Annotated in this window: 25 protein-coding genes; 22 read left to right on the top strand and 3 right to left on the bottom strand. The window is 69.6% G+C overall.

Annotated elements, in window-relative coordinates:
- Nucleotides 1–148 precede the first annotated feature (148 nt).
- From JK361_RS26185 to JK361_RS26175, 3 genes are all read right to left on the bottom strand, one after another.
- Nucleotides 149–1,573, bottom strand: coding sequence for a tyrosine-type recombinase/integrase (locus tag JK361_RS26185; protein WP_201822323.1), 1,425 nt, complete (start codon nt 1,571–1,573; stop codon nt 149–151).
- A 15-nt stretch (nt 1,574–1,588) separates the two neighbouring features.
- Nucleotides 1,589–1,834, bottom strand: a complete 246-nt coding sequence (locus JK361_RS26180) for a hypothetical protein (RefSeq protein WP_201822322.1) — start codon at nt 1,832–1,834, stop codon at nt 1,589–1,591.
- Between the two features lie 211 nt (nt 1,835–2,045).
- Nucleotides 2,046–2,471 (bottom strand): helix-turn-helix domain-containing protein, encoded by a 426-nt coding sequence (locus tag JK361_RS26175; protein WP_307787322.1) that lies wholly within the window; start codon nt 2,469–2,471, stop codon nt 2,046–2,048.
- Between the two features lie 229 nt (nt 2,472–2,700).
- On the opposite strand from JK361_RS26175, the gene JK361_RS26170 reads away from it, so the two are divergent.
- The 22 genes from JK361_RS26170 to JK361_RS26060 all read left to right on the top strand — a co-directional run bounded on the left by JK361_RS26170 (nt 2,701) and on the right by JK361_RS26060 (nt 16,600).
- Nucleotides 2,701–3,195 (top strand): hypothetical protein, encoded by a 495-nt coding sequence (locus JK361_RS26170; protein WP_201822319.1) that lies wholly within the window; start codon nt 2,701–2,703, stop codon nt 3,193–3,195.
- Nucleotides 3,196–3,268: 73 nt separating this feature from the next.
- The gene (locus JK361_RS26165; RefSeq protein ID WP_201822317.1) at nt 3,269–3,895 is read left to right on the top strand and encodes an RNA polymerase sigma factor; all 627 of its coding nucleotides are present in this window, start codon (nt 3,269–3,271) and stop codon (nt 3,893–3,895) included.
- Entirely contained in the window at nt 3,892–4,632 is a 741-nt protein-coding gene (locus JK361_RS26160; protein WP_201822315.1) for a BN159_2729 family protein, read from the top strand. The genes JK361_RS26165 and JK361_RS26160 overlap by 4 nt, the downstream gene beginning before the upstream one ends.
- The gene (locus tag JK361_RS26155) at nt 4,629–5,387 is read left to right on the top strand and encodes a hypothetical protein (protein ID WP_201822313.1); all 759 of its coding nucleotides are present in this window, start codon (nt 4,629–4,631) and stop codon (nt 5,385–5,387) included. The genes JK361_RS26160 and JK361_RS26155 overlap by 4 nt, the downstream gene beginning before the upstream one ends.
- Complete coding sequence (locus JK361_RS26150) at nt 5,384–5,644, top strand: hypothetical protein (RefSeq protein WP_201822312.1); 261 nt, start codon at nt 5,384–5,386, stop codon at nt 5,642–5,644. The genes JK361_RS26155 and JK361_RS26150 overlap by 4 nt, the downstream gene beginning before the upstream one ends.
- Nucleotides 5,641–5,937, top strand: coding sequence for a hypothetical protein (locus JK361_RS26145; RefSeq protein ID WP_201822311.1), 297 nt, complete (start codon nt 5,641–5,643; stop codon nt 5,935–5,937). Before JK361_RS26150 ends, JK361_RS26145 begins: the two co-directional genes overlap by 4 nt.
- Nucleotides 5,934–7,265, top strand: a complete 1,332-nt coding sequence (locus JK361_RS26140; RefSeq protein WP_201822310.1) for an AAA family ATPase — start codon at nt 5,934–5,936, stop codon at nt 7,263–7,265. Before JK361_RS26145 ends, JK361_RS26140 begins: the two co-directional genes overlap by 4 nt.
- Nucleotides 7,266–7,347: 82 nt before the next feature.
- The gene (locus JK361_RS26135) at nt 7,348–8,820 is read left to right on the top strand and encodes a UvrD-helicase domain-containing protein (protein WP_201822309.1); all 1,473 of its coding nucleotides are present in this window, start codon (nt 7,348–7,350) and stop codon (nt 8,818–8,820) included.
- On the top strand, nt 8,817–9,344 hold the full coding sequence (locus JK361_RS26130) for a hypothetical protein (RefSeq protein WP_201822308.1): 528 nt from the start codon (nt 8,817–8,819) through the stop codon (nt 9,342–9,344). Before JK361_RS26135 ends, JK361_RS26130 begins: the two co-directional genes overlap by 4 nt.
- A 94-nt stretch (nt 9,345–9,438) precedes the next feature.
- Complete coding sequence (locus JK361_RS26125; protein ID WP_201822307.1) at nt 9,439–9,867, top strand: WhiB family transcriptional regulator; 429 nt, start codon at nt 9,439–9,441, stop codon at nt 9,865–9,867.
- Between the two features lie 69 nt (nt 9,868–9,936).
- Entirely contained in the window at nt 9,937–10,899 is a 963-nt protein-coding gene (locus JK361_RS26120; protein ID WP_201822306.1) for a hypothetical protein, read from the top strand.
- Nucleotides 10,896–11,591 (top strand): zinc finger domain-containing protein, encoded by a 696-nt coding sequence (locus JK361_RS26115; protein WP_201822305.1) that lies wholly within the window; start codon nt 10,896–10,898, stop codon nt 11,589–11,591. The genes JK361_RS26120 and JK361_RS26115 overlap by 4 nt, the downstream gene beginning before the upstream one ends.
- Complete coding sequence (locus JK361_RS26110; protein WP_201822303.1) at nt 11,588–11,872, top strand: zinc finger domain-containing protein; 285 nt, start codon at nt 11,588–11,590, stop codon at nt 11,870–11,872. Before JK361_RS26115 ends, JK361_RS26110 begins: the two co-directional genes overlap by 4 nt.
- Nucleotides 11,869–12,174 carry a hypothetical protein gene (locus JK361_RS26105; RefSeq protein ID WP_201822301.1) on the top strand — a complete coding sequence of 102 codons (306 nt, stop codon included), beginning with the start codon at nt 11,869–11,871 and terminating at the stop codon, nt 12,172–12,174. Before JK361_RS26110 ends, JK361_RS26105 begins: the two co-directional genes overlap by 4 nt.
- 213 nt (nt 12,175–12,387) lie before the next feature.
- Nucleotides 12,388–12,891, top strand: coding sequence for a single-stranded DNA-binding protein (gene ssb, locus JK361_RS26100; RefSeq protein ID WP_201822299.1), 504 nt, complete (start codon nt 12,388–12,390; stop codon nt 12,889–12,891).
- Nucleotides 12,891–13,088 carry a hypothetical protein gene (locus tag JK361_RS26095; RefSeq protein ID WP_201822297.1) on the top strand — a complete coding sequence of 66 codons (198 nt, stop codon included), beginning with the start codon at nt 12,891–12,893 and terminating at the stop codon, nt 13,086–13,088. Before ssb ends, JK361_RS26095 begins: the two co-directional genes overlap by 1 nt.
- 62 nt (nt 13,089–13,150) lie before the next feature.
- The gene (locus tag JK361_RS26090) at nt 13,151–13,723 is read left to right on the top strand and encodes a WDGH domain-containing protein (RefSeq protein WP_201822295.1); all 573 of its coding nucleotides are present in this window, start codon (nt 13,151–13,153) and stop codon (nt 13,721–13,723) included.
- Nucleotides 13,723–13,890, top strand: a complete 168-nt coding sequence (locus JK361_RS26085; RefSeq protein ID WP_201822293.1) for a hypothetical protein — start codon at nt 13,723–13,725, stop codon at nt 13,888–13,890. The genes JK361_RS26090 and JK361_RS26085 overlap by 1 nt, the downstream gene beginning before the upstream one ends.
- The gene (locus tag JK361_RS26080; protein ID WP_201822291.1) at nt 13,887–14,669 is read left to right on the top strand and encodes a 3'-5' exonuclease; all 783 of its coding nucleotides are present in this window, start codon (nt 13,887–13,889) and stop codon (nt 14,667–14,669) included. Before JK361_RS26085 ends, JK361_RS26080 begins: the two co-directional genes overlap by 4 nt.
- A gap of 226 nt (nt 14,670–14,895) precedes the next feature.
- Entirely contained in the window at nt 14,896–15,585 is a 690-nt protein-coding gene (locus tag JK361_RS26075) for a hypothetical protein (RefSeq protein ID WP_201822290.1), read from the top strand.
- Between the two features lie 369 nt (nt 15,586–15,954).
- Entirely contained in the window at nt 15,955–16,185 is a 231-nt protein-coding gene (locus JK361_RS26070; RefSeq protein ID WP_201822289.1) for a hypothetical protein, read from the top strand.
- A gap of 190 nt (nt 16,186–16,375) precedes the next feature.
- Complete coding sequence (locus JK361_RS26060) at nt 16,376–16,600, top strand: hypothetical protein (RefSeq protein ID WP_201822287.1); 225 nt, start codon at nt 16,376–16,378, stop codon at nt 16,598–16,600.
- Nucleotides 16,601–16,751 lie beyond the last annotated feature (151 nt).

Raw genomic sequence — 16,751 nt, 5'->3', positions numbered from 1 at the left:
GGAAACAGCTCTCTCTAGATGATCTCCGCAGGTCACCTGACCTGCGACTCTTGTCCACATCTACAGCCGTCTACCCTGTGGATATCCACCCGACCCCTGTGGATCGTAAAGCCGTCCCGGGGTAGTTCCGGGGTAGTCCCGGGACGCCTCACGCCGCCGACACCGACCGCAGCCGACGCCGCGGCGGCCGCAACGCCGCACCTGGCTTCCCGTCCTCCAGCGCGGCCAGGACCTGGCCCGCGTAGTCCGCGGCCGCGTGCGTGTAGATCCACGTCACCTCGCCCGCGCGCTCGTGCCCGAGGATCTCCTGGGTGATGACCTCCGGCACTCCGCGATCGTGCAACCGGGACGCGAAGGCGTGCCGGGTGTCGTGAAAGTCGGGCCACCAGTCCGTGCGCTCGGTCTCCACCGTCCGCGTCCGGCCCGTGTGCTCGTCGACCTTCTGCACCCGGACCTTCTTCACGGTCTTCCGAACGACCCCGGCGTCCTCGATAGCCTTCACCCACAGCCGTCGAAACGCCGACCGGCGCAGCGGCGCGCGATACGGCTCACCCTCGCCGCCGTGCTTCCTGCTCCCCCGCCGCACCTTGTTCCGGCCGTGGAAGACCAGCTCCTCCTCACAGAGGCCCGCGGCCGGATCCGACACGGCCCGGCTGGCGTCCGGCTCTCTCGCCCACAGCTCCCGCAGCACCAGGGCCGCCAGCCCGGTCATCGGCACCGTGCGCAGACCGGCGTCGCTCTTGGGGTACGCCTTCCGCTTGATCTTGCCCCGGGGCTCGATCAGCACCTCGCGGACGTGGATCCGCCGGCCCTCGAAGTCCACGGCTGACCACCGCAGTCCGGCCAGCTCCTGGAAGCGCAGGCCTGTCTCCTGGGCGAGGATCAGCAGGTTGTGGAAGTGCTCCGGCAGCTGGTGCCGGATGAGCCAGAGCTGCGCGTAAGTCGGCGGCCGCCGGTCTTCCGGGTGCTTCTTCTTGATCGTGGGTAGCTTCACGCCCTCGGCCGGGTTGTAGGGGACGCGTCGGTCTCGTTTGGCGTCCTCCAGCATCCGGTCCAGGACCTGGAAGCACTTCGTCACCGAGCTGGCGGCGAGCGGGCCGCCGTTCTCGTCGTGCAGCGAGTTGACCCAGAGCTGAATCTCGCGCCACGCCAGCTCGAACAGCCGGACGCTGCCGAAGGTGGGGGCGATGTGGTTACGCCACATGCCCTCGTCGCGCAGCTGGGACTGGGTCCAGTCCTCGATCCGGGCGGAGCCCTTCGTCTGGGTCGGCCACCACAACCGCCACCAGGCGGCCAGGGTGATCTCCCCGCGGGCGGGATCAATCCAGGTCCGCTGCCGCAGCTCGGTGCGGGTCTGCTCCAGAAAGGCGACGGCCTCGTCGTACGTGGGCTTGGTTTTGCTGCGTTCCTTGCCGGAGGCGTCGGTGTATCGGGCTTCCCACGAACCGGTGTGCTCGTCGACGGGCGGCCGGTCGCCGGGGTACCGCTTCAGGCAGTCCGGGCAGCCGCAACGCATGGACGGGTTGGGACGTGGATTGTTGGTGGCCCTGGCGGGGGCCTTCTTGCGCACCATCGGGCGTGCTCCTGATCAGAGAGAGCGTGCGCCGGCCGTGACCGGGGTGAGTGCGGAGGGCAGCTCAACGGGCTCGCCGCAGAAGCAGCGGAGGCCGGCGCCAGGGAGGTCGGGCGCGCCGAGGTCGGTCACGAGGATCGCGTGGAGTTCTCTGATCAGGTCATGAGGGTGGGTGCCCCTGGCTACGAGGATGGTGACCTCGTCTGGGTCCCAGACGGCGATCGTCGGGAGTTCGTCGGCCTCGACGATGTGGATGCACACAGGTGTCCCCCATGGAGTGCGACGGCACTATGAGATCCGCTCCGGGAGGACAGCGGGTGACCGATCGTACCTGTGTGTGAAGCCAGTGGTAAGGCGGTTAACCGAATTTGGTCCTGGTTTGTTTTCCAGTAAATGAAATGCGGAACAGCCCCCCTCTTTTCGGACATCTCCACTGGCAAAAACGGGACATGGCGGCTAAGGCAACCCTTATTTATCCAGGTGAGGCGTGACTGAGCTTCAGCGCAGCCTCGGCATACCTGACCAAATCCCGCTGCTTATCCTCCGGCAGCTGCCGGTACAACTTCAGCAGCCGAGCCTCGCGCTCAGCGTCCGTAGGTCCAGGCACGGGCCGCCCCGCCGCGGCGAAGACCTCACGCGGCGTGAGCTTCACACCCGAGGCCGAGACGGCCGACGCGATAGAGCGCAACGTCTCAGGCGCAACCCGGGAGGTACCCCTTGTGCGCTTGATCCAGCTATTCAGCGTCGGGTACGAGACGCCGGCCTTCTCGGCCAGATCCTTCTGCGTCATGCCCGCCTCCTCAAGGACGCGGGTCAACAGCGCCGCCAGGTCCTCGCCGGTGGGGGCTTGGTCCTCGGCGGGGCCTTGCTCGCCGGGGTGGTGCTGGTGGCTGTTCACGCAGGAAGGATCGGGCATCCACATCTACATGCGCAAGTAGATCGCTGCTGGATGACCGGTATATGACGTCCTTTTGTCCCGTCTACACGACCCCTGCACACCCCTGCTAGGCGCATCTAGACCCCTGTGCACCCCTCTTGACGTCATCTGCATCTACACGTAGATTGTAGATACTGCAGGTCAGATCGACCTGCGGACCCCAATTCGGCCACGCGCCGGAGGTTTCACCATGCGACGACTGGACAAAGGTGCCCCGCTGCGGGCCGCCATGGAGGCGGCCGGGCTGGACATCGGGCGCCTCGCCGCCAAGACGAAGGAGCAGGACCCCGAGGGCGCCGGCCTCTCGCGGGCGATGGTCGGCTTCATCGTCGGCAAGGGCAAGACGGCGCGCGAGGAATGCAGCGACCACGCCGCCGGCCTCATCGCCGCTGTACTCGGCAAGGCGGTCAATGACCTCTTCGAGACGCCCGTTTTCACGCTCGCAGAATCTACATCTACACGCAGATCGAAGAGTGCGGAACCGCGGAAGTACCTGCCCGAGCGGCTGATGGACCAGCGCGAACTCGCCGAGTTTCTGCGGAAGTCCATGAGCTGGATCGACAAGCAGATCCAGGACGCGGCGAGACAGGGCGAGATGTGGCCCGGGCTGATCTACGTCGGCACAAGCCGGCGCTTCGACCCCCACGCCGTCCTCGACTCGATGCGGCGCCAGCGCGCCGCCTGAACACACGGGGCCGCCCCGGATGCCCCCGGAACGGCCCCCACAACCCGAAAACCCCACGTCAAAGGAGCTGGCTGTGTCTTACCAGGCTACCGCCGCGATCTTCCCCGCGGCAGAGGTGGAGCTGGTGACGCGAGCCGTCGCGGGCGACCGCGACGCCTTCGCCACCCTGTACAACGATCACCGGCCGGAGGTGTACCGCTACCTCGTCAACAAGACCCGGAACCGGACCCTGGCCGAGGACCTGACCCAGGACACGTTCCTGCGGGCCCTCCGCCGCATCGACACCTTCCGGCACCGCCCCACGACCGCCGGCTTCGTCGGCTGGCTGTGCGTCATCGCCCGGAACCTCTACCTGGACCACCTGAAGCTGCACCGCACGACACGGGAGATCCCCACCGCCGAGCCGTTCCAGACGGACGCCTTCGAGCACAGCGCTGAGGAGTCCGCCATCCGCGGGCTGGCCACCATCGAGGCCAAGCAGGCTGTGGCCCAGGCGATGGAGACCCTCACGGCGCACCAGCGGGACGTCGTCCGCCTTCGGCACATCGAGGAGCTGACGTTCCCGGAGACGGCCGCCCGCCTCGGCAAGAACGTCGCGTCCACGAAGACCCTCCACTTCCGTGCGATGCGCAAGATGCACGCCGCCCTCGCCGCCTCGGTCGGGAAGGCCGCTGTGCAGCAGGAAGGGGCCCTCGCATGAACAGGAATCTCTCCCACGCCCTGCGCGTCATCCGCGCGACCATGGCCACCGACAGCACCGACCCGGCCGCAGCCATTGCGCACGCCTTGGACGGCGTCGGACTGCTCATCGACCCTGAGCGGTCGTACGGGCCCGTCCTGGGCCGGGAGGCCCCGGTCGACCAAGAGCTGACTGAGCTTGAGCAGCAGGCCCTCGCCTGGGACGCCGCATGCGAGCGGTCCCGCCGGGTGGCGGCCATCATCGAACAGGGCATCGGCGAGCGGGCCGAGTTTAAGACCGTACGCACCGACGGTGACCGCATCCTGATCGCGCTTCACATCACGGATCAGGCGCAGTGGGCCGCCTGGCGGCAGTACTTCGGCATCAGCTACGACCAGGAGCGCCCGCTGCCGTACGCGGTGGCCGGCGAGGGCTACCGGGACGGCGTCCGGGTCTCGGTGGTGGCATACGACCTGCCGCAGGTGCGCACCGCGGCCGCCGAGCGGGCGGACCGGCCGTACGAGCTGGACGGGATCGTCTACGACCTCTCTCGTCCGCAGCGCGACGCACACGGCGACGTCTGGTACTTCCAGGGCCAGCGCGCCGAGGACGGGATGCCGCTGCTGTCCCTGGATGGCCGGTCGGAGCGGTGCTCGCTGGCGAACATCGCCACGCAGACCGGTCCGCTGACGCCCGTCATCACCACCCCGTCGACGCAGGTCACCCCCGTCAGTGGCAAGGGCGGTGAAGCGGCATGAGCGAGCCGATCAAGGACATCGAGGCCGCAGTGCGTTCTCTTGGAGCGTTGCCGATGCCGATGGGGGACGCACTCCAGTTGCCCCCCGACGAGCGCGCGAAGCTCGCCAAGCAGCTGGGTGACGCTCGCCCCGCGCGGAACAGCCTCTTGGTGGTGCTCGGCGAGTCGGTGGAGAACCGGCGCGAGCACGCCCACCCGACGTGGGAAGACCTTTACTGCCTCAACCTCACCTCGTACATGGGTGAGCGGATGGCTCCGGTCCTGCGCCGTCTGCTCGACGCCGAGGCGCAAGTCACCGACCTGGTGGCACAGCGCGAGCGGCGTCGCGACCGGCTGGTCAAGGCCGAGGCCGACTTGTTGGAGATGCGCGGTCTGCTCTCCCCGAACGGCGAGCGCCGCCGGATTCCCGACGAGGTGGAGATCTACGAGCGGGTGGCCCCGGCCGTCGCCTGGCTTCTGACTCGGGTCGCCGAACTGGAGGCCGCGCCGACCTTCGTGTACCGCGCCGAGCACCCGGACTCCGGGATCACCCTCGGCCACTACGGCACCGCGAAGGCCGCCCGCGCGCACTGCGAGGCGACGGAACGCCGATCGTGGCCGACGGCGACCACCCTCGCCTTCGACTGGATCGAGGACGAGGAAGACGGCGTTGCCGAGCTGGTGGTCGTCGCGGGACAGAACGAGGAGTCCACCACCGGCTACATCGTCACGGCCCTTGAGCTGGCTTCTGAGTACGACGCGGAGGCCGACGAGTGAAGCGCCGTACGCACCACGCGCGGGAGCAAACCCGCAACGACAGGGCCTACGTCATCCGCTACACCTTCCCGCTCGGCCCCGGCCAGGGCCGCAGGACCGCGGACTTCCACACCGCCGACAAGGCGCAGGCCTACCGCAGGGCGCGCGACTACGAGCAGCGCGGCTGGCTGACCTCGTTGGCCCTCCACCACGGCAAGGGCCGGTGGGAGGACCTGACCGCCACCGTCCAGAAGACCCGGAAGGAGGTCCGTCGGTGACCGCGTACAGCACCGCCTACCAGGCCCTCACCTCCGGCCGGGCCCTGCGTCCGGGCGAGGCCGCACAGCTGCTCGCCAACCTCCGCAAGGAGACCGGCGACGAGCTGGCCGACGCCATCGAGCAGCAACTCTCCGACAAGTACCGGCGGACCGACACGGACACCGACGGCGACTTCCGACGCAAGCGCCGGCAGTACGGCGCCGCCATGCGCGTCATCAACACCATCCGCCACCTGGCCGCCGCACCCGTCCAGCCCACCATCCCGAACCCGCGCCACCGGAGCACCTCATGACCACGTTCACGTTCGCCCCCGCGACCCGCGAGACCGCTCGGGCCCGCATCGGCCTCCAGGGCCCCGGTGGCTCCGGCAAGACAAAGACCGCTCTCCGCATGGCGGAGAAGCTCGCCAACGGCGGCGAGATCGGCGTCGTCGACACGGAGCGCGGCTCCGCGCTCAAGTACGCCCCCGTCCCTGGCCGGCCCGACATCGAGGCCCACGAGTTCCGTCACCTGCCGATGGCCTTCTGCTCCCCGGAGAACCTGATCGCTGCGGTCAAGGCCGCTGAGGAGGCCCGGATCGCCGTCCTCATCATCGACTCCTGGTCCCACTTCTGGGCGGGTAAGGGCGGCCTCTTGGCCCGCGTCGACCAGGAGGCCAAGAAGCCCGGGCATTACGGCGGTTCGTACACCGCGTGGGCGCCGGTCAACGACCTGGAGCAGGACATGCTCGACGTCCTGCTGAACTTCCCCGGCCACGTCATCGTCACGATGCGGACGAAGAACGACTACGAGATGGAGGGGAAGAAGGTCACGAAGGTCGGCGTCAAGACCGTGCAGCGCGAGGGCGCCGAGTACGAGTTCGACGTCGTGATCGACATGATCGCGGGCACGGGCACCGTCACGAAGACCCGGTACACGGCCCTCGACGGAGTGTCCGTCCACCACCCGGGCGAGGACTTCGCCGAGGCGATCCTGGAGCAGCTCGGCCAGGGCGTCGACCCCGTCCAGGTCATCGTGGACCAGCTGACCGCCGACGGCCTGACGTACGACCGGGCGCTGGAGCTGCATCAGCAGGCCAACAACCGGCGTCTCCTCGGTGCCGACCTCCTGCACCCGAAGACCGGCCAGCCCGCGAAGCTCGGGAACGTCATCAAGGAGTACGGACAGGCCGTCAAGCCCGTCACGACGGGCGTCACCGGCACTCCGTCGAGCCCGCCCACCGGGCAGCCGACCGGCACGGAGCACACCGACCCGTCCGCGCACTCGGCAGCCCATGCAGAGGCCTCGGCACCGGCCGTGCGTCAGACCACCCCGCCGGCCGCCGCCGCCCAGGACCAGGGCCCGGCGCCCGTCACTGCCCCGCAGATGCGGATGATGCACGCGCTCTTCAACGCGCTGGACGTCAAGGGCCGCGAGGGCCGCCTGCACGCCACGTCGCTGATCGTCGGCCGCCCTGTCGGCTCCGCGAACGAGCTGACGCTGGAGGAGGCCAAGACCCTGCTCGACACGCTCTCGGCCTACGGCGAGCGCGAGAACGCCCCGGACGAGTTCGCCGCGATGGTCCAGGGCCTGGAGGACGAGGCCCGCCGGGCCGCAGCCGACCAGCAGACCGCCGCCTGATTCACCACTGACCGCGGGTCCGCCCCGACTTCCCCCATGCGGGGCGGGCCCGCACCCCCGAGAAAGGAGGTGCACCACAGTGGTGAACCCCACCCCAGAGCAGGCGGACGCGGTCAACGCGTACGGCGACGGGCTGGACCTCGTCCTCCAGGCCGGCGCGGGATGCGGCAAGTCCTCGACGCTGAAGATGATCGCCCGGTCCGACCGACGCCGCCGGATGACGTACGTCGCCTACAACAGCGCCATCGCCGCCGACGCCCGTCGCAGCTTCCCGAGCACGGTCCTGTGCAAGACCGGGCACGGCCTGGCCTTCGACCCGCGGTACGGCGCTCGCCTTCAGCGGCCACGCCAGACCGCGCACCAGGCCGCGCAAGCCCTCGACGTCCGGAAGATCCTCGGCATCATCGGCGCCACCCCGTCCATCCGTACGGACATCGGCGGGCAGAAGGCCATGACGTCCAAGATCATCATGCGTATTGCGCTGGACACCGTGACCCGCTGGTGCCACAGCGCGGACGACGAGATCACCGAACGCCACGTCCCCCAGTACGACGGACTCACGAAAAAGCGGGCCCGTTCCGAGCTGGTCGCCCTGGCCCTGCCGGTCGCCCGGGCCGCCTGGGAAGACCTGCTCCGCGACGACAGCGTCCTCAACCTGTCCCACGATCACTACCTGAAGATGTGGGCCCTCTCCCGGCCGCGCATACCCACGGACGTGGTCCTCCTCGACGAGGCACAGGACACCAACGACGTTCTGTCCGCGGTCCTCCTCGCCCAGGAGCACGCCCAGCGCATCGCCGTCGGTGACTCCGCCCAGCAGATCTACAGCTGGCGCGGCGCCAACGACGCCCTACAGAAGTTCGTCGGCCAGCTCGGCTGCCCCGAACTGACCCTCAGCCAGTCGTTCCGGTTCGGCCCGGCCGTGGCCGCCCGCGCGAACCTCTGGCTCCAGCTCATCGGTGCCCCCCTCCGTCTGACCGGCTGGGACGGCGCCGAGTCCACCGTCGGCCCGCTCGACACACCGGACGCGATCCTCTGCCGCAGCAACGCCGGCGCCATGGGCATCGTCATGGAAGGCCTCGCCGCCGGCCGCAAGGTCGCACTGGTCGGAGGCGGCGGCGACATCAAGCGCCTCGCCTGGGCCGCCGAAGCCCTCCAGGGCGGCCAGCCCACCGATCACCCGGAGCTGATGGGGTTCGCCTCCTGGGACGACGTACGCCAGTACGCCGCCGAGGAAGACGGCTCCCTCGAGGTCCTGGTGAAGCTCATCGATGAGCACGGGCCCCAGCGGATCGTCGCGGCCGCGGACGGGCTGTGCTCGGAGCAGCAGGCCGAGCTGGTCGTTTCGACCGCGCACCGCTCGAAGGGCCGCGAGTGGCCGGCCGTCCGAATCCACTCCGACTTCCGGGCGCCGAAGCCAGACCAGACGACCGGCCTGGTGATCCTGCCCCGCGAGGAGGGGCGCCTGGCCTACGTCGCCGTGACCCGGGCCCGCGAGCAGCTCGACGACACCGCGCTCGCCTGGGTCCACGACGTGACGGCGGTGAGCGAATGACCACGCACGACGCCCCCGTCACCGGCGCCGTCCCGGGCCGTCATCGCGACTGGATCCCCGTCACTACGCTGTCCGTCCCGACGGTGTTCATGGGCACGTCGGACGGCGTGATCTGCCTTGACCTGGTCGCCGTGGAACTGGCAATCAACGGGGTTCGCAAGGGATGGACCCTCAGTTCTGATGAGGCCGCCTATGCGGCGGATCTCCTCTTCAAGCGGGGTGTCGACTACTCCGTCATCGCGGAGCGCGTCGGAGTCAGCGGGCAGACGTTGCGGAAATGGTTCCCCACGGACGAGACCCCGTTGTGCGACGCCCTGTCACGGGTCCGGACTCGGTCTCAGGCTGCGCAGCTGAACTCCGCGGTCAGGCTGGGGCCGGTTAGGTGCGGGACGCTCCCCGGTTATCGCCGGCATCAGCGACGCAAGGAACCGCAGTGTGATGCGTGCCGTAAGGCCCGCACAGCGGCGGACCGCCACTACCGGTTGCACGGCACGTACGTCGGCGCCCCGGGGGTGGCCGCGTGACGCCCGTCGACGCCCGTCATCGCGACACCAGTTCGGTGTCCGGACCGTTTGATCATGTCTGGTCCTTCGCGATCAGTGACCGGAAGGAGCCGTGATGGAGCGGGAGTGGGAACTCCAGGCCGCCTGCCGACACGAAGACCCGGACCTCTGGTTCAGCAAGAGAAGCGTGGCCGAGGCGAAGCGGATCTGCTTGGACGAGTGTCCAGTCCGAGCGGAATGCCTGGAAGCGGTACTCGCTCGCGAGTCGCAGACGGCGGACACCATGCGCGACGGGATCATCGCCGGGCTCACCGGGGCGCAGCGGGCGGCGGTGGCCGCCGAACGGCGCAAGCAGGTGCCGGTTGAGAAGCGGAACGCCCCTCCCGGCCCGGGACGGGCGCCGGCGCCTTGCGGCACGAAGTCGGCGTACAACCGGCATCGCCGCAGGGGCGAGACGCCGTGCCAGGCGTGCAACGACGCCAACAACGCCGCCTACGCCCGGTACCGCGCCACCGGTTCCACGAAGGTCGCGGCCGGCCGCTGACAGCCGGTGGCCCGGCGGATGAGACCGGCCGCCGGGCCACCGGTCACCACCACCCCTAGGAGACAGCACGTGGGCAGCCGCCTGTACGTCGAGGTGCTCGACTACGCCCCGACGACGTTGACGCACCGCGAGAAGCTTGCGCTCGCGGTGCTGGCGGACGATGCCCGGGACTCGACGCGGATCACCTGGTCCTCCGTGGAGTCCGCGAAGATCCTCCGCCGGGCGCAGGTCTCGCGCGCCCAGATGTACGCGGTGATCAAGGCTCTTGTGGAAAAGGGCGTCCTGGAGAAGGTCGCGGCCGGCCAGAAGAACGGCACCGCCAAGTACAAGATCCGCCCGCTTCAGCGTCCGGAACTTCCTGACACTGACGAGCATCAGAGTCCGGGAACTCATGACCCTGAACCCGGACTTGAGGGTCAGGGAATCCCGGACACTGACTCGGCTCAGAGTCCGGGAACTCCGGACACTGACTCAGAAGCCCAGTGTCAGCCAAACCCGGACACTGACGAGTCTCAGTGTCCGGAAATCCCTGACGTCAGTGTCAGGGAATCCCGGACGCCTACTCACTCTCCTCTCTCTACAGGACCTCACTCTCTTGGCGACCCCCGGTCGTCGACCGAAGGTCACGACGACACGCCAGACGAGGTCCTCGAGGGAGAGCCCGTCGACGACGCCGAGGACGCCGCCCCCGAAGGCCCCATCACCGCCCAGACGATCGTCGGCGAATGGCTCGACCGGTGCGCCGAACGACCGCCCTCCCGCGTCATCGGCCAGCTCTCCAAAGAGATCCGGATCCTCCTCGACGAGGACCACATTCACCCCGACTGGATCCGCCGCGGCATCGCCATCTGGATGGCCAAGAACCTCCACCCCTCCACCCTCGCCAGCGTCGTGAACGGCGCCATGAACACCACCGCCTCCCCAACCGCCGCCCTCACCAGCCAGCAGGCCGCCGGCGGAACCATCTTCGACCGCGCCCGCGCCCGCGCAGCCGCCCGCGCCGCAGCACGCCAGGAAGGAGCAGCCCCGTGACCGAAGAAGAAGCCGTGCAGATCGCCGAGTACGTCCAGGCCGCCTGCCCCGCCCAGAAGTTCGGCGAGTACACCCCCGACGTCTGGGGCGAAATCCTCGCGCCGTACGACGTCGATGAAGCCCGCGCCGCCGTCATCGCCATCGCCCGCCGCCAGCCGTTCATCTCCCCGGCCGAGATCGTTACCGAGGTCAAGGCCCGACGCGAGGAACGCATCGAGCTGGCGCACGTCGTCTACGACGGCAACCCTCTGGAGACCGGCGCCGAGTCGATCGCCGCCCGCCGTGCCCTCCTGCGAGCCGCTGGAGACGGCCTCACAGGGCCCAGCAGCATCAGCCGGGCCCTCGGGGCTGCTGATCGTCTCGCACTGCCCCCAGGTGCTGATCATGGCCCCTACGAGGGCCGTGCAGCCGCCGTCCGAGCCGCCATCGGCAAGATGCCCGCTAGCCGTGACGCCTCCAAGGACCCCCGCGGCCGTGCCTGCCGACGCTGCGGAGCCGCCCCCGGCACTAGCTGCACCATCGGCGGCCGCCGAAGCCGCGACGTTCACCCGATCCGCCTGGAAGACACCAAGCGCGCGGCCGCCGGCCTTCCGCTGCTCGACCCCGACCACGCCGCGGCGAGCATTAAGGCCGCGTCCGCTGCCGCCCTCGCCCGCACGGACGACCAGGAGCAGGAGGCCGAGGCGTCATGACGACCCCCATCCGTCGGCGCAGGCCGTACCGCTTCGCCGCGATGGCCGTGCAGTGCCTCTGGTGCAAGGCGCGCCCGGGCCAGCTGTGCACGAACCAGCGCGGCAGCGTCGACCGCCGCCGGGATGTGCACTCCGCCCGACAGATCGACTGGGTCAGGCTCATGTCAACCCGGTGCCCCGAGCGGATCTGCCAAGCCGCACCCAACCAGCCCTGCACCCTCACCCCCGACGTCCACCAGGCCCGCGCCCTCGCGGCCCACACCCGACCCGCCACCCCATGAAGACAGTCACCCCATGCCGAGACTGCCGCCGCCCCATCCTCTGGACCATCACCGAGGCCGGGAAGCGCCTCGCCGTCGACCCCGACCCCAACGACGAGGGCAACACCGCCGTCTGGCGCGACGGAACCGGCGCCGTACGGTCCCGCCGCCCCTCGGACGAACTCCCCCTATGCGGCTGGGAGCGACTCCACGTGCCCCACGTCGCCACCTGCACCGCCCGCGTCCAGCAACTCGACCTCCCCGCCGCCCTGCCGGCCGGAGTGACCAGCCTCGACGCCCACCGCCGGAAGAGACGCCGATGAAGTGCCGCTACTGCCCGCGGATCCTCCGGACGAAGGAGTCCAAGGCCCGCGGCTACGGCCGCATTGCGGCGAGAAGCTCGGCCTGATCCCCAAGTCGACGCCCCGTCACCGTCGGATGCCAACGCAGGTCACGGCCGTCACGACGCCCACCGTCCACCCCGACCAGACCGCCATCCCGATTCAGCCCCAACTCCCCATCGAGGAGAACTGACCTTGCTGCCCACCATGACCGGCGTCGGCCGACTCACCGCCGACCCCGAACTCCGCTTCACACAGTCCCAGAAGGCTGTCGCCAGCGTCAGCCTTGCTTTCAATTCCCGACGGCTGAACAAGCAGACGAACCAGTGGGAGGACGGCGACGTCTTCTACATCCGCGGCACCGCCTGGGAACGCCTCGCCGAGAACGTCGCTGAGACCCTCGCCAAGGGCATGGAAGTCATCGTCACCGGCGAGATCCGCACCGAATGCTGGGAGAAGGACGGCGTCAAGCACGAGCGGCCAGCCCTGCTCATCCGCTCCATCGCACCCAACCTGGCCTACGCCGTCGCGCAGGTCTCGAAGGACGCTGCGAGCCAGCAGAACGGCCAGCACGGCGGACAGCACACCGCACGGCCCCAGCAGGGCCAGGCGCAGCGCTCCCGGCCGAGCAGCCCGCCGCAGGACGACCCCTGGGCCGTCGACCAGGCCAACGGCTACAGCAACGAGCCGCCGTTCTAATGGCCGCCCTCCTCCGCCTCCCCGGCGGCACCGACGACGCCGGCGAACTCGTCGAAGCCCTCCTCGTCGCCGCCGACACCCGAGACCAGCACGCACCCGCCCAGGCCGCACGCTGGCGCGAACTCGCACACGACATCGGCGACGCCCTCGACCAGCTACCCCCGCCCGCCACCGGCCGAACCGCCCTCGGCAACTGACCCGCCCACGCGGACAGGGACCCCACGCAGGGACCCGCCCCGGCCACCACACCGGAGCAACCATGTCCACGACACCCAAACGCCCCATCGGGAACCAGGAACCGGAACCGGTTCGTACCCGGTTCGCGCGCCTGTTCCGCCGCCGCCCGGCCCCGGCCGCCCCGTCGGCATCTCCTCGGCCGGTGCCTCCCCGGCCCGACCTCGTGCTGCGCCTCACCCGGTACCTCACCGCGGCTCGCTCCGAGGCTGCACGTTGGAAGGACCGCGCCGACTCGTACGCCCGGGAGCGCGACGCCGCGTACCGGGAGCGGGCGCAGCTGCTCGCCTGGCTCGCCGCACTGCATCCCGCCACGACCGTGATCACCCCGGCCGCCGACATCGACGGAGAGGACGGCTGGCAACTGCTGTACCTCGTGGCCGGCGGCTGGCAGATGTCCTGGCACATCCACCCGGACGACGTCGAGCTGTTCCGGCACGTGACCGTCGTCGACCCGGCCGACCTGCGCGCGCAGTGGGACGGCCACGAGACGGGCCAGAAGTACGAGCGGATCCGCGGTCACGTCCGGCTGCTGGCACTGACAACCGTCGCCAGTGACGGGCCGTCGACGGGCGTCATTGGCGAGGTGCGCGGCTGATGCCCGTCCCGTCGCTGCCCGGCCTTCTGGTCCTGGCCGGCCTTGCCTGCCTCGCCCTGGGCCTGGTCTCGTTCGCCGCCGCCGGCGTGCTCTGCCTGCACACCACCTTCTGCCGCAGCCGCGCCGCCCGCCAGGCGCACGCACCCCGATCCCTGGAGCGCCCGTGACCACCATCGCCTTCGTGGACTGCGAGACCACCCACCTCGAGGCCGAGATCGGCGAAGCCTGGGAGGTCGCCGTCATCCTCCGCCAGCAGAACGCCGGCCGGACCACCGACACCGAGTACGTCTGGCAGTTCACCATCGACCAGGCCGCCGCCGACCCCGAGGCACTCCGCATCGGCCGGTACCGCGAACGCCACCTCGTAGACCCCAGCTGGGGCGCCGCGTTCACCGGCCCCGGCCCGGTCCTCCCGTGCAGCCGCAGCAGCGCCATCGAGGCCATCGCCAGCATGCTGTCCGGCGCCGTCCTCGTCGGCAGCAACCCCGGCTTCGACGACCGGTTCCTCCGCAAGCTCCTGGGCCCCGGCTCCGCCCGATGGCACTACCGGCCGTACGACATCGTCCAGCTCGCCGCCATGAAGGTCGGGGTCGAGGTGGCCGGCCCGCTTCCGTGGTCCTCCCGGAAGCTGTCACACGCCGTCGGGGTCGAGCCCCCGAACGAGGAGACGGCGCACACCGCGCTCGGAGACGCCCGCTGGGCCCGAGCGGTGTACGACGCCGTGATGCTGCCCCAGCCGTTCGCCCTCACCCCCGAGGACCGGGCACGCCACGCCATCGGCGAGTACGCGCGTGTCGCCATCGAGCTGGAGGACGCTCGCCGCGAACTGCGGGCGGCCACGGCGTCGATCGCCCGGGCCCGGAAGCTCGCCACGCAGTGGGCGGTCCTCCGCGCTTACGGCAGCGCCGCGACCGAGCTGCGCACGGCCCTCAACGGCCCGTCATGACGGGTCGTCGCCGGGCACAGTGCACACGCTGACCAGCCTGAACCGTTGAACCAGTGCAGCAAGCCCGGCCTATGGCGCGACGTCTAGCGCGCTACGCAGCACGCCCTCTAGCGCCATGACTAGCCCTTTACCTAGCACGGAGGGGTGCGTCCCCAACCTCCCCAGGCCGGACGCACCCCCAGGCAGTGATCACCGTACCGCCCACGCCAGACACAGGAGCAGCACCGTGACCGCAGCCGACGACCTCGACACCATCACCGAACGCTGGACCACCCTCCAAGAGCGCGCCGGCACCCGCCCCACCAGCACCTGGCCCCCCGCCATGGGCATCACCCGCCTCATGACCGACGAGGAGCGCGCCGACCAGGCCGCCGAACGCGCCGACACCGCCCCGGACGCCCCCGGCCCCCGACCGACCCCCGTCGACATCGACGTCCTGGACGTCATGACGACCATCGAGACCGGCCTGATCACCGCCGCGGACTGGCTGGCGTCCCGGGTCCAGCGGCCGGCCTTCAAGGCGCCCACCGGGCACGGCTGGAGCGACGACACCCACCGAGCTGCGGTCCTCCTGGCCGCGAAGGACGCCGCCGACCCGCGCCGCTGGAAATACGCCGGGCCGCGCACCGCCCCGGACGCCGCCGAGTGGCTCGCCCTCCGACTTCGGGACGCACCCGGGCCGTTCCGGCGACTCGACGAGGGCGAGCGCCAGGCCGTCGCCGAGGTCGCCGCGTCCGGGGTCGAGTTGCTCCGGAAGACGCTGGGTGACGCCCGTCGACGGGAGACGGTGCCGCACCCGTGCCCGATGCCGTGCGGCGGGCAGCTGGTCGTCGAGGGCGGGGATGGCGCGCCGCCGAAGGTGCTGTGCGAGGACTGCGGTCGTACCTGGACCGAGGTGCCCAGTGATGCTGCGTGACGACACACGCCGCGGTTGCGAGATGGACATATCTCCGTCGCAATCGTCACCCCGATCGTTGATCGTTCTGCTGAACGGGCTCCCACTGCACCTGCCTTCAGCAAGATCCGATGTCGTGGAGTGTCAACATCCTGACCTGGGGCTTCCGTTGGGATCCTGAGGGCATGTCGAACCGGTTGCCCGGTTAGTACCAAGTGCCCGCGTTGCGCAGAGTGGTGAAAGACATCACAAACAGCGGACAAAGTTGGAGTTCCAGCGGGGACACACTCCACCATTCAACTCAACCGCAAGGACCCGTCGGCGCACCTTCCACAGCTCACCGACGGGTCCTGTGGGCCCACACGTCCCTGCTACAGAACAGGACCCAGAATGGACGGTACACAGGCCGCGCCCCAGAGGCAGTACGTAACCAACGCGACGCTCGTCACGTCGATGGCGCTCGGCGCGGGGGACTTCGGCTTCATCGCCGGCCTCTACGGCAGCTTCGTCGGCCACCAGACGCTGTACGCAGCGACGGTCACCGGTTGCAGCGCGGCTGTCGGAGCATTCATGGTCGGCATGGCGATCGCCACCTTCATCCGCAAGGGCACCACCGAGTAGATGGCCAGGCCACCCGCCCGCCACAGACGACGATCGCTGTGCACCGTGACGCCACGCTTCGAGTGCTCACCGGAGTGCGCATCGAGATCGGGGACGTCACGGTCACGCTGAACTCCACCGACCGCCGGAGCACTCCGCCCGCAAGTTGCTGGCAGATTCATCGTGACGCCACCGTGGCCGATGCGGTCCGATGTGGCTGACGGACATATGTGGCACCCGACGCTCACCAGCACAGCGCCACAAGGGCCGTCTCTACAAGTCGCACCGTGAGGTGGACGCCGAGTACTACGGCGAGATGTACGCGTTCACCGAGCCGGCCAAGCGCGTCAAGAACATCGCGGACGTCGACTACAAGGACATCGTCCTCCCCGTGAGCGGCAACTTCGGCACATCCTCAGCCGCGGGGAGGACCTGAACTTCGACTGACTGTCGAACGCCCCGCAGTCTTCGACGTTTCACGTGAAACGTCGTACGACTGCGCTGCTGGCCGGACTGATCCGGGGCCGGTGAGAGGTCACCCAGCACCGCCGCAGGCAGATGGAAGACATGCCCATGCCGATCCTCGA

Origin of the sequence: Streptomyces musisoli (assembly GCF_016741855.1) — a bacterium.
Taxonomy (GTDB): domain Bacteria; phylum Actinomycetota; class Actinomycetes; order Streptomycetales; family Streptomycetaceae; genus Streptomyces; species Streptomyces musisoli.
Note: the sequence above shows the minus strand (reverse complement) of the source record. Positions and strands in the feature narration are given on the sequence as shown.

What these genes read in the sequence shown, in the direction of transcription:
- JK361_RS26185 (WP_201822323.1), bottom strand. Translation starts at nt 1,573, where the DNA reads ATGGTGCGCAAGAAGGCCCCCGCCAGGGCCACCAACAATCCACGTCCC.
- JK361_RS26170 (WP_201822319.1), top strand. Translation starts at nt 2,701, where the DNA reads ATGCGACGACTGGACAAAGGTGCCCCGCTGCGGGCCGCCATGGAGGCG.
- JK361_RS26160 (WP_201822315.1), top strand. Translation starts at nt 3,892, where the DNA reads ATGAACAGGAATCTCTCCCACGCCCTGCGCGTCATCCGCGCGACCATG.
- JK361_RS26155 (WP_201822313.1), top strand. Translation starts at nt 4,629, where the DNA reads ATGAGCGAGCCGATCAAGGACATCGAGGCCGCAGTGCGTTCTCTTGGA.
- JK361_RS26140 (WP_201822310.1), top strand. Translation starts at nt 5,934, where the DNA reads ATGACCACGTTCACGTTCGCCCCCGCGACCCGCGAGACCGCTCGGGCC.
- JK361_RS26130 (WP_201822308.1), top strand. Translation starts at nt 8,817, where the DNA reads ATGACCACGCACGACGCCCCCGTCACCGGCGCCGTCCCGGGCCGTCAT.
- JK361_RS26125 (WP_201822307.1), top strand. Translation starts at nt 9,439, where the DNA reads ATGGAGCGGGAGTGGGAACTCCAGGCCGCCTGCCGACACGAAGACCCG.
- JK361_RS26110 (WP_201822303.1), top strand. Translation starts at nt 11,588, where the DNA reads ATGACGACCCCCATCCGTCGGCGCAGGCCGTACCGCTTCGCCGCGATG.
- JK361_RS26105 (WP_201822301.1), top strand. Translation starts at nt 11,869, where the DNA reads ATGAAGACAGTCACCCCATGCCGAGACTGCCGCCGCCCCATCCTCTGG.
- JK361_RS26095 (WP_201822297.1), top strand. Translation starts at nt 12,891, where the DNA reads ATGGCCGCCCTCCTCCGCCTCCCCGGCGGCACCGACGACGCCGGCGAA.
- JK361_RS26090 (WP_201822295.1), top strand. Translation starts at nt 13,151, where the DNA reads ATGTCCACGACACCCAAACGCCCCATCGGGAACCAGGAACCGGAACCG.
- JK361_RS26085 (WP_201822293.1), top strand. Translation starts at nt 13,723, where the DNA reads ATGCCCGTCCCGTCGCTGCCCGGCCTTCTGGTCCTGGCCGGCCTTGCC.
- JK361_RS26070 (WP_201822289.1), top strand. Translation starts at nt 15,955, where the DNA reads ATGGACGGTACACAGGCCGCGCCCCAGAGGCAGTACGTAACCAACGCG.
- JK361_RS26060 (WP_201822287.1), top strand. Translation starts at nt 16,376, where the DNA reads ATGTGGCTGACGGACATATGTGGCACCCGACGCTCACCAGCACAGCGC.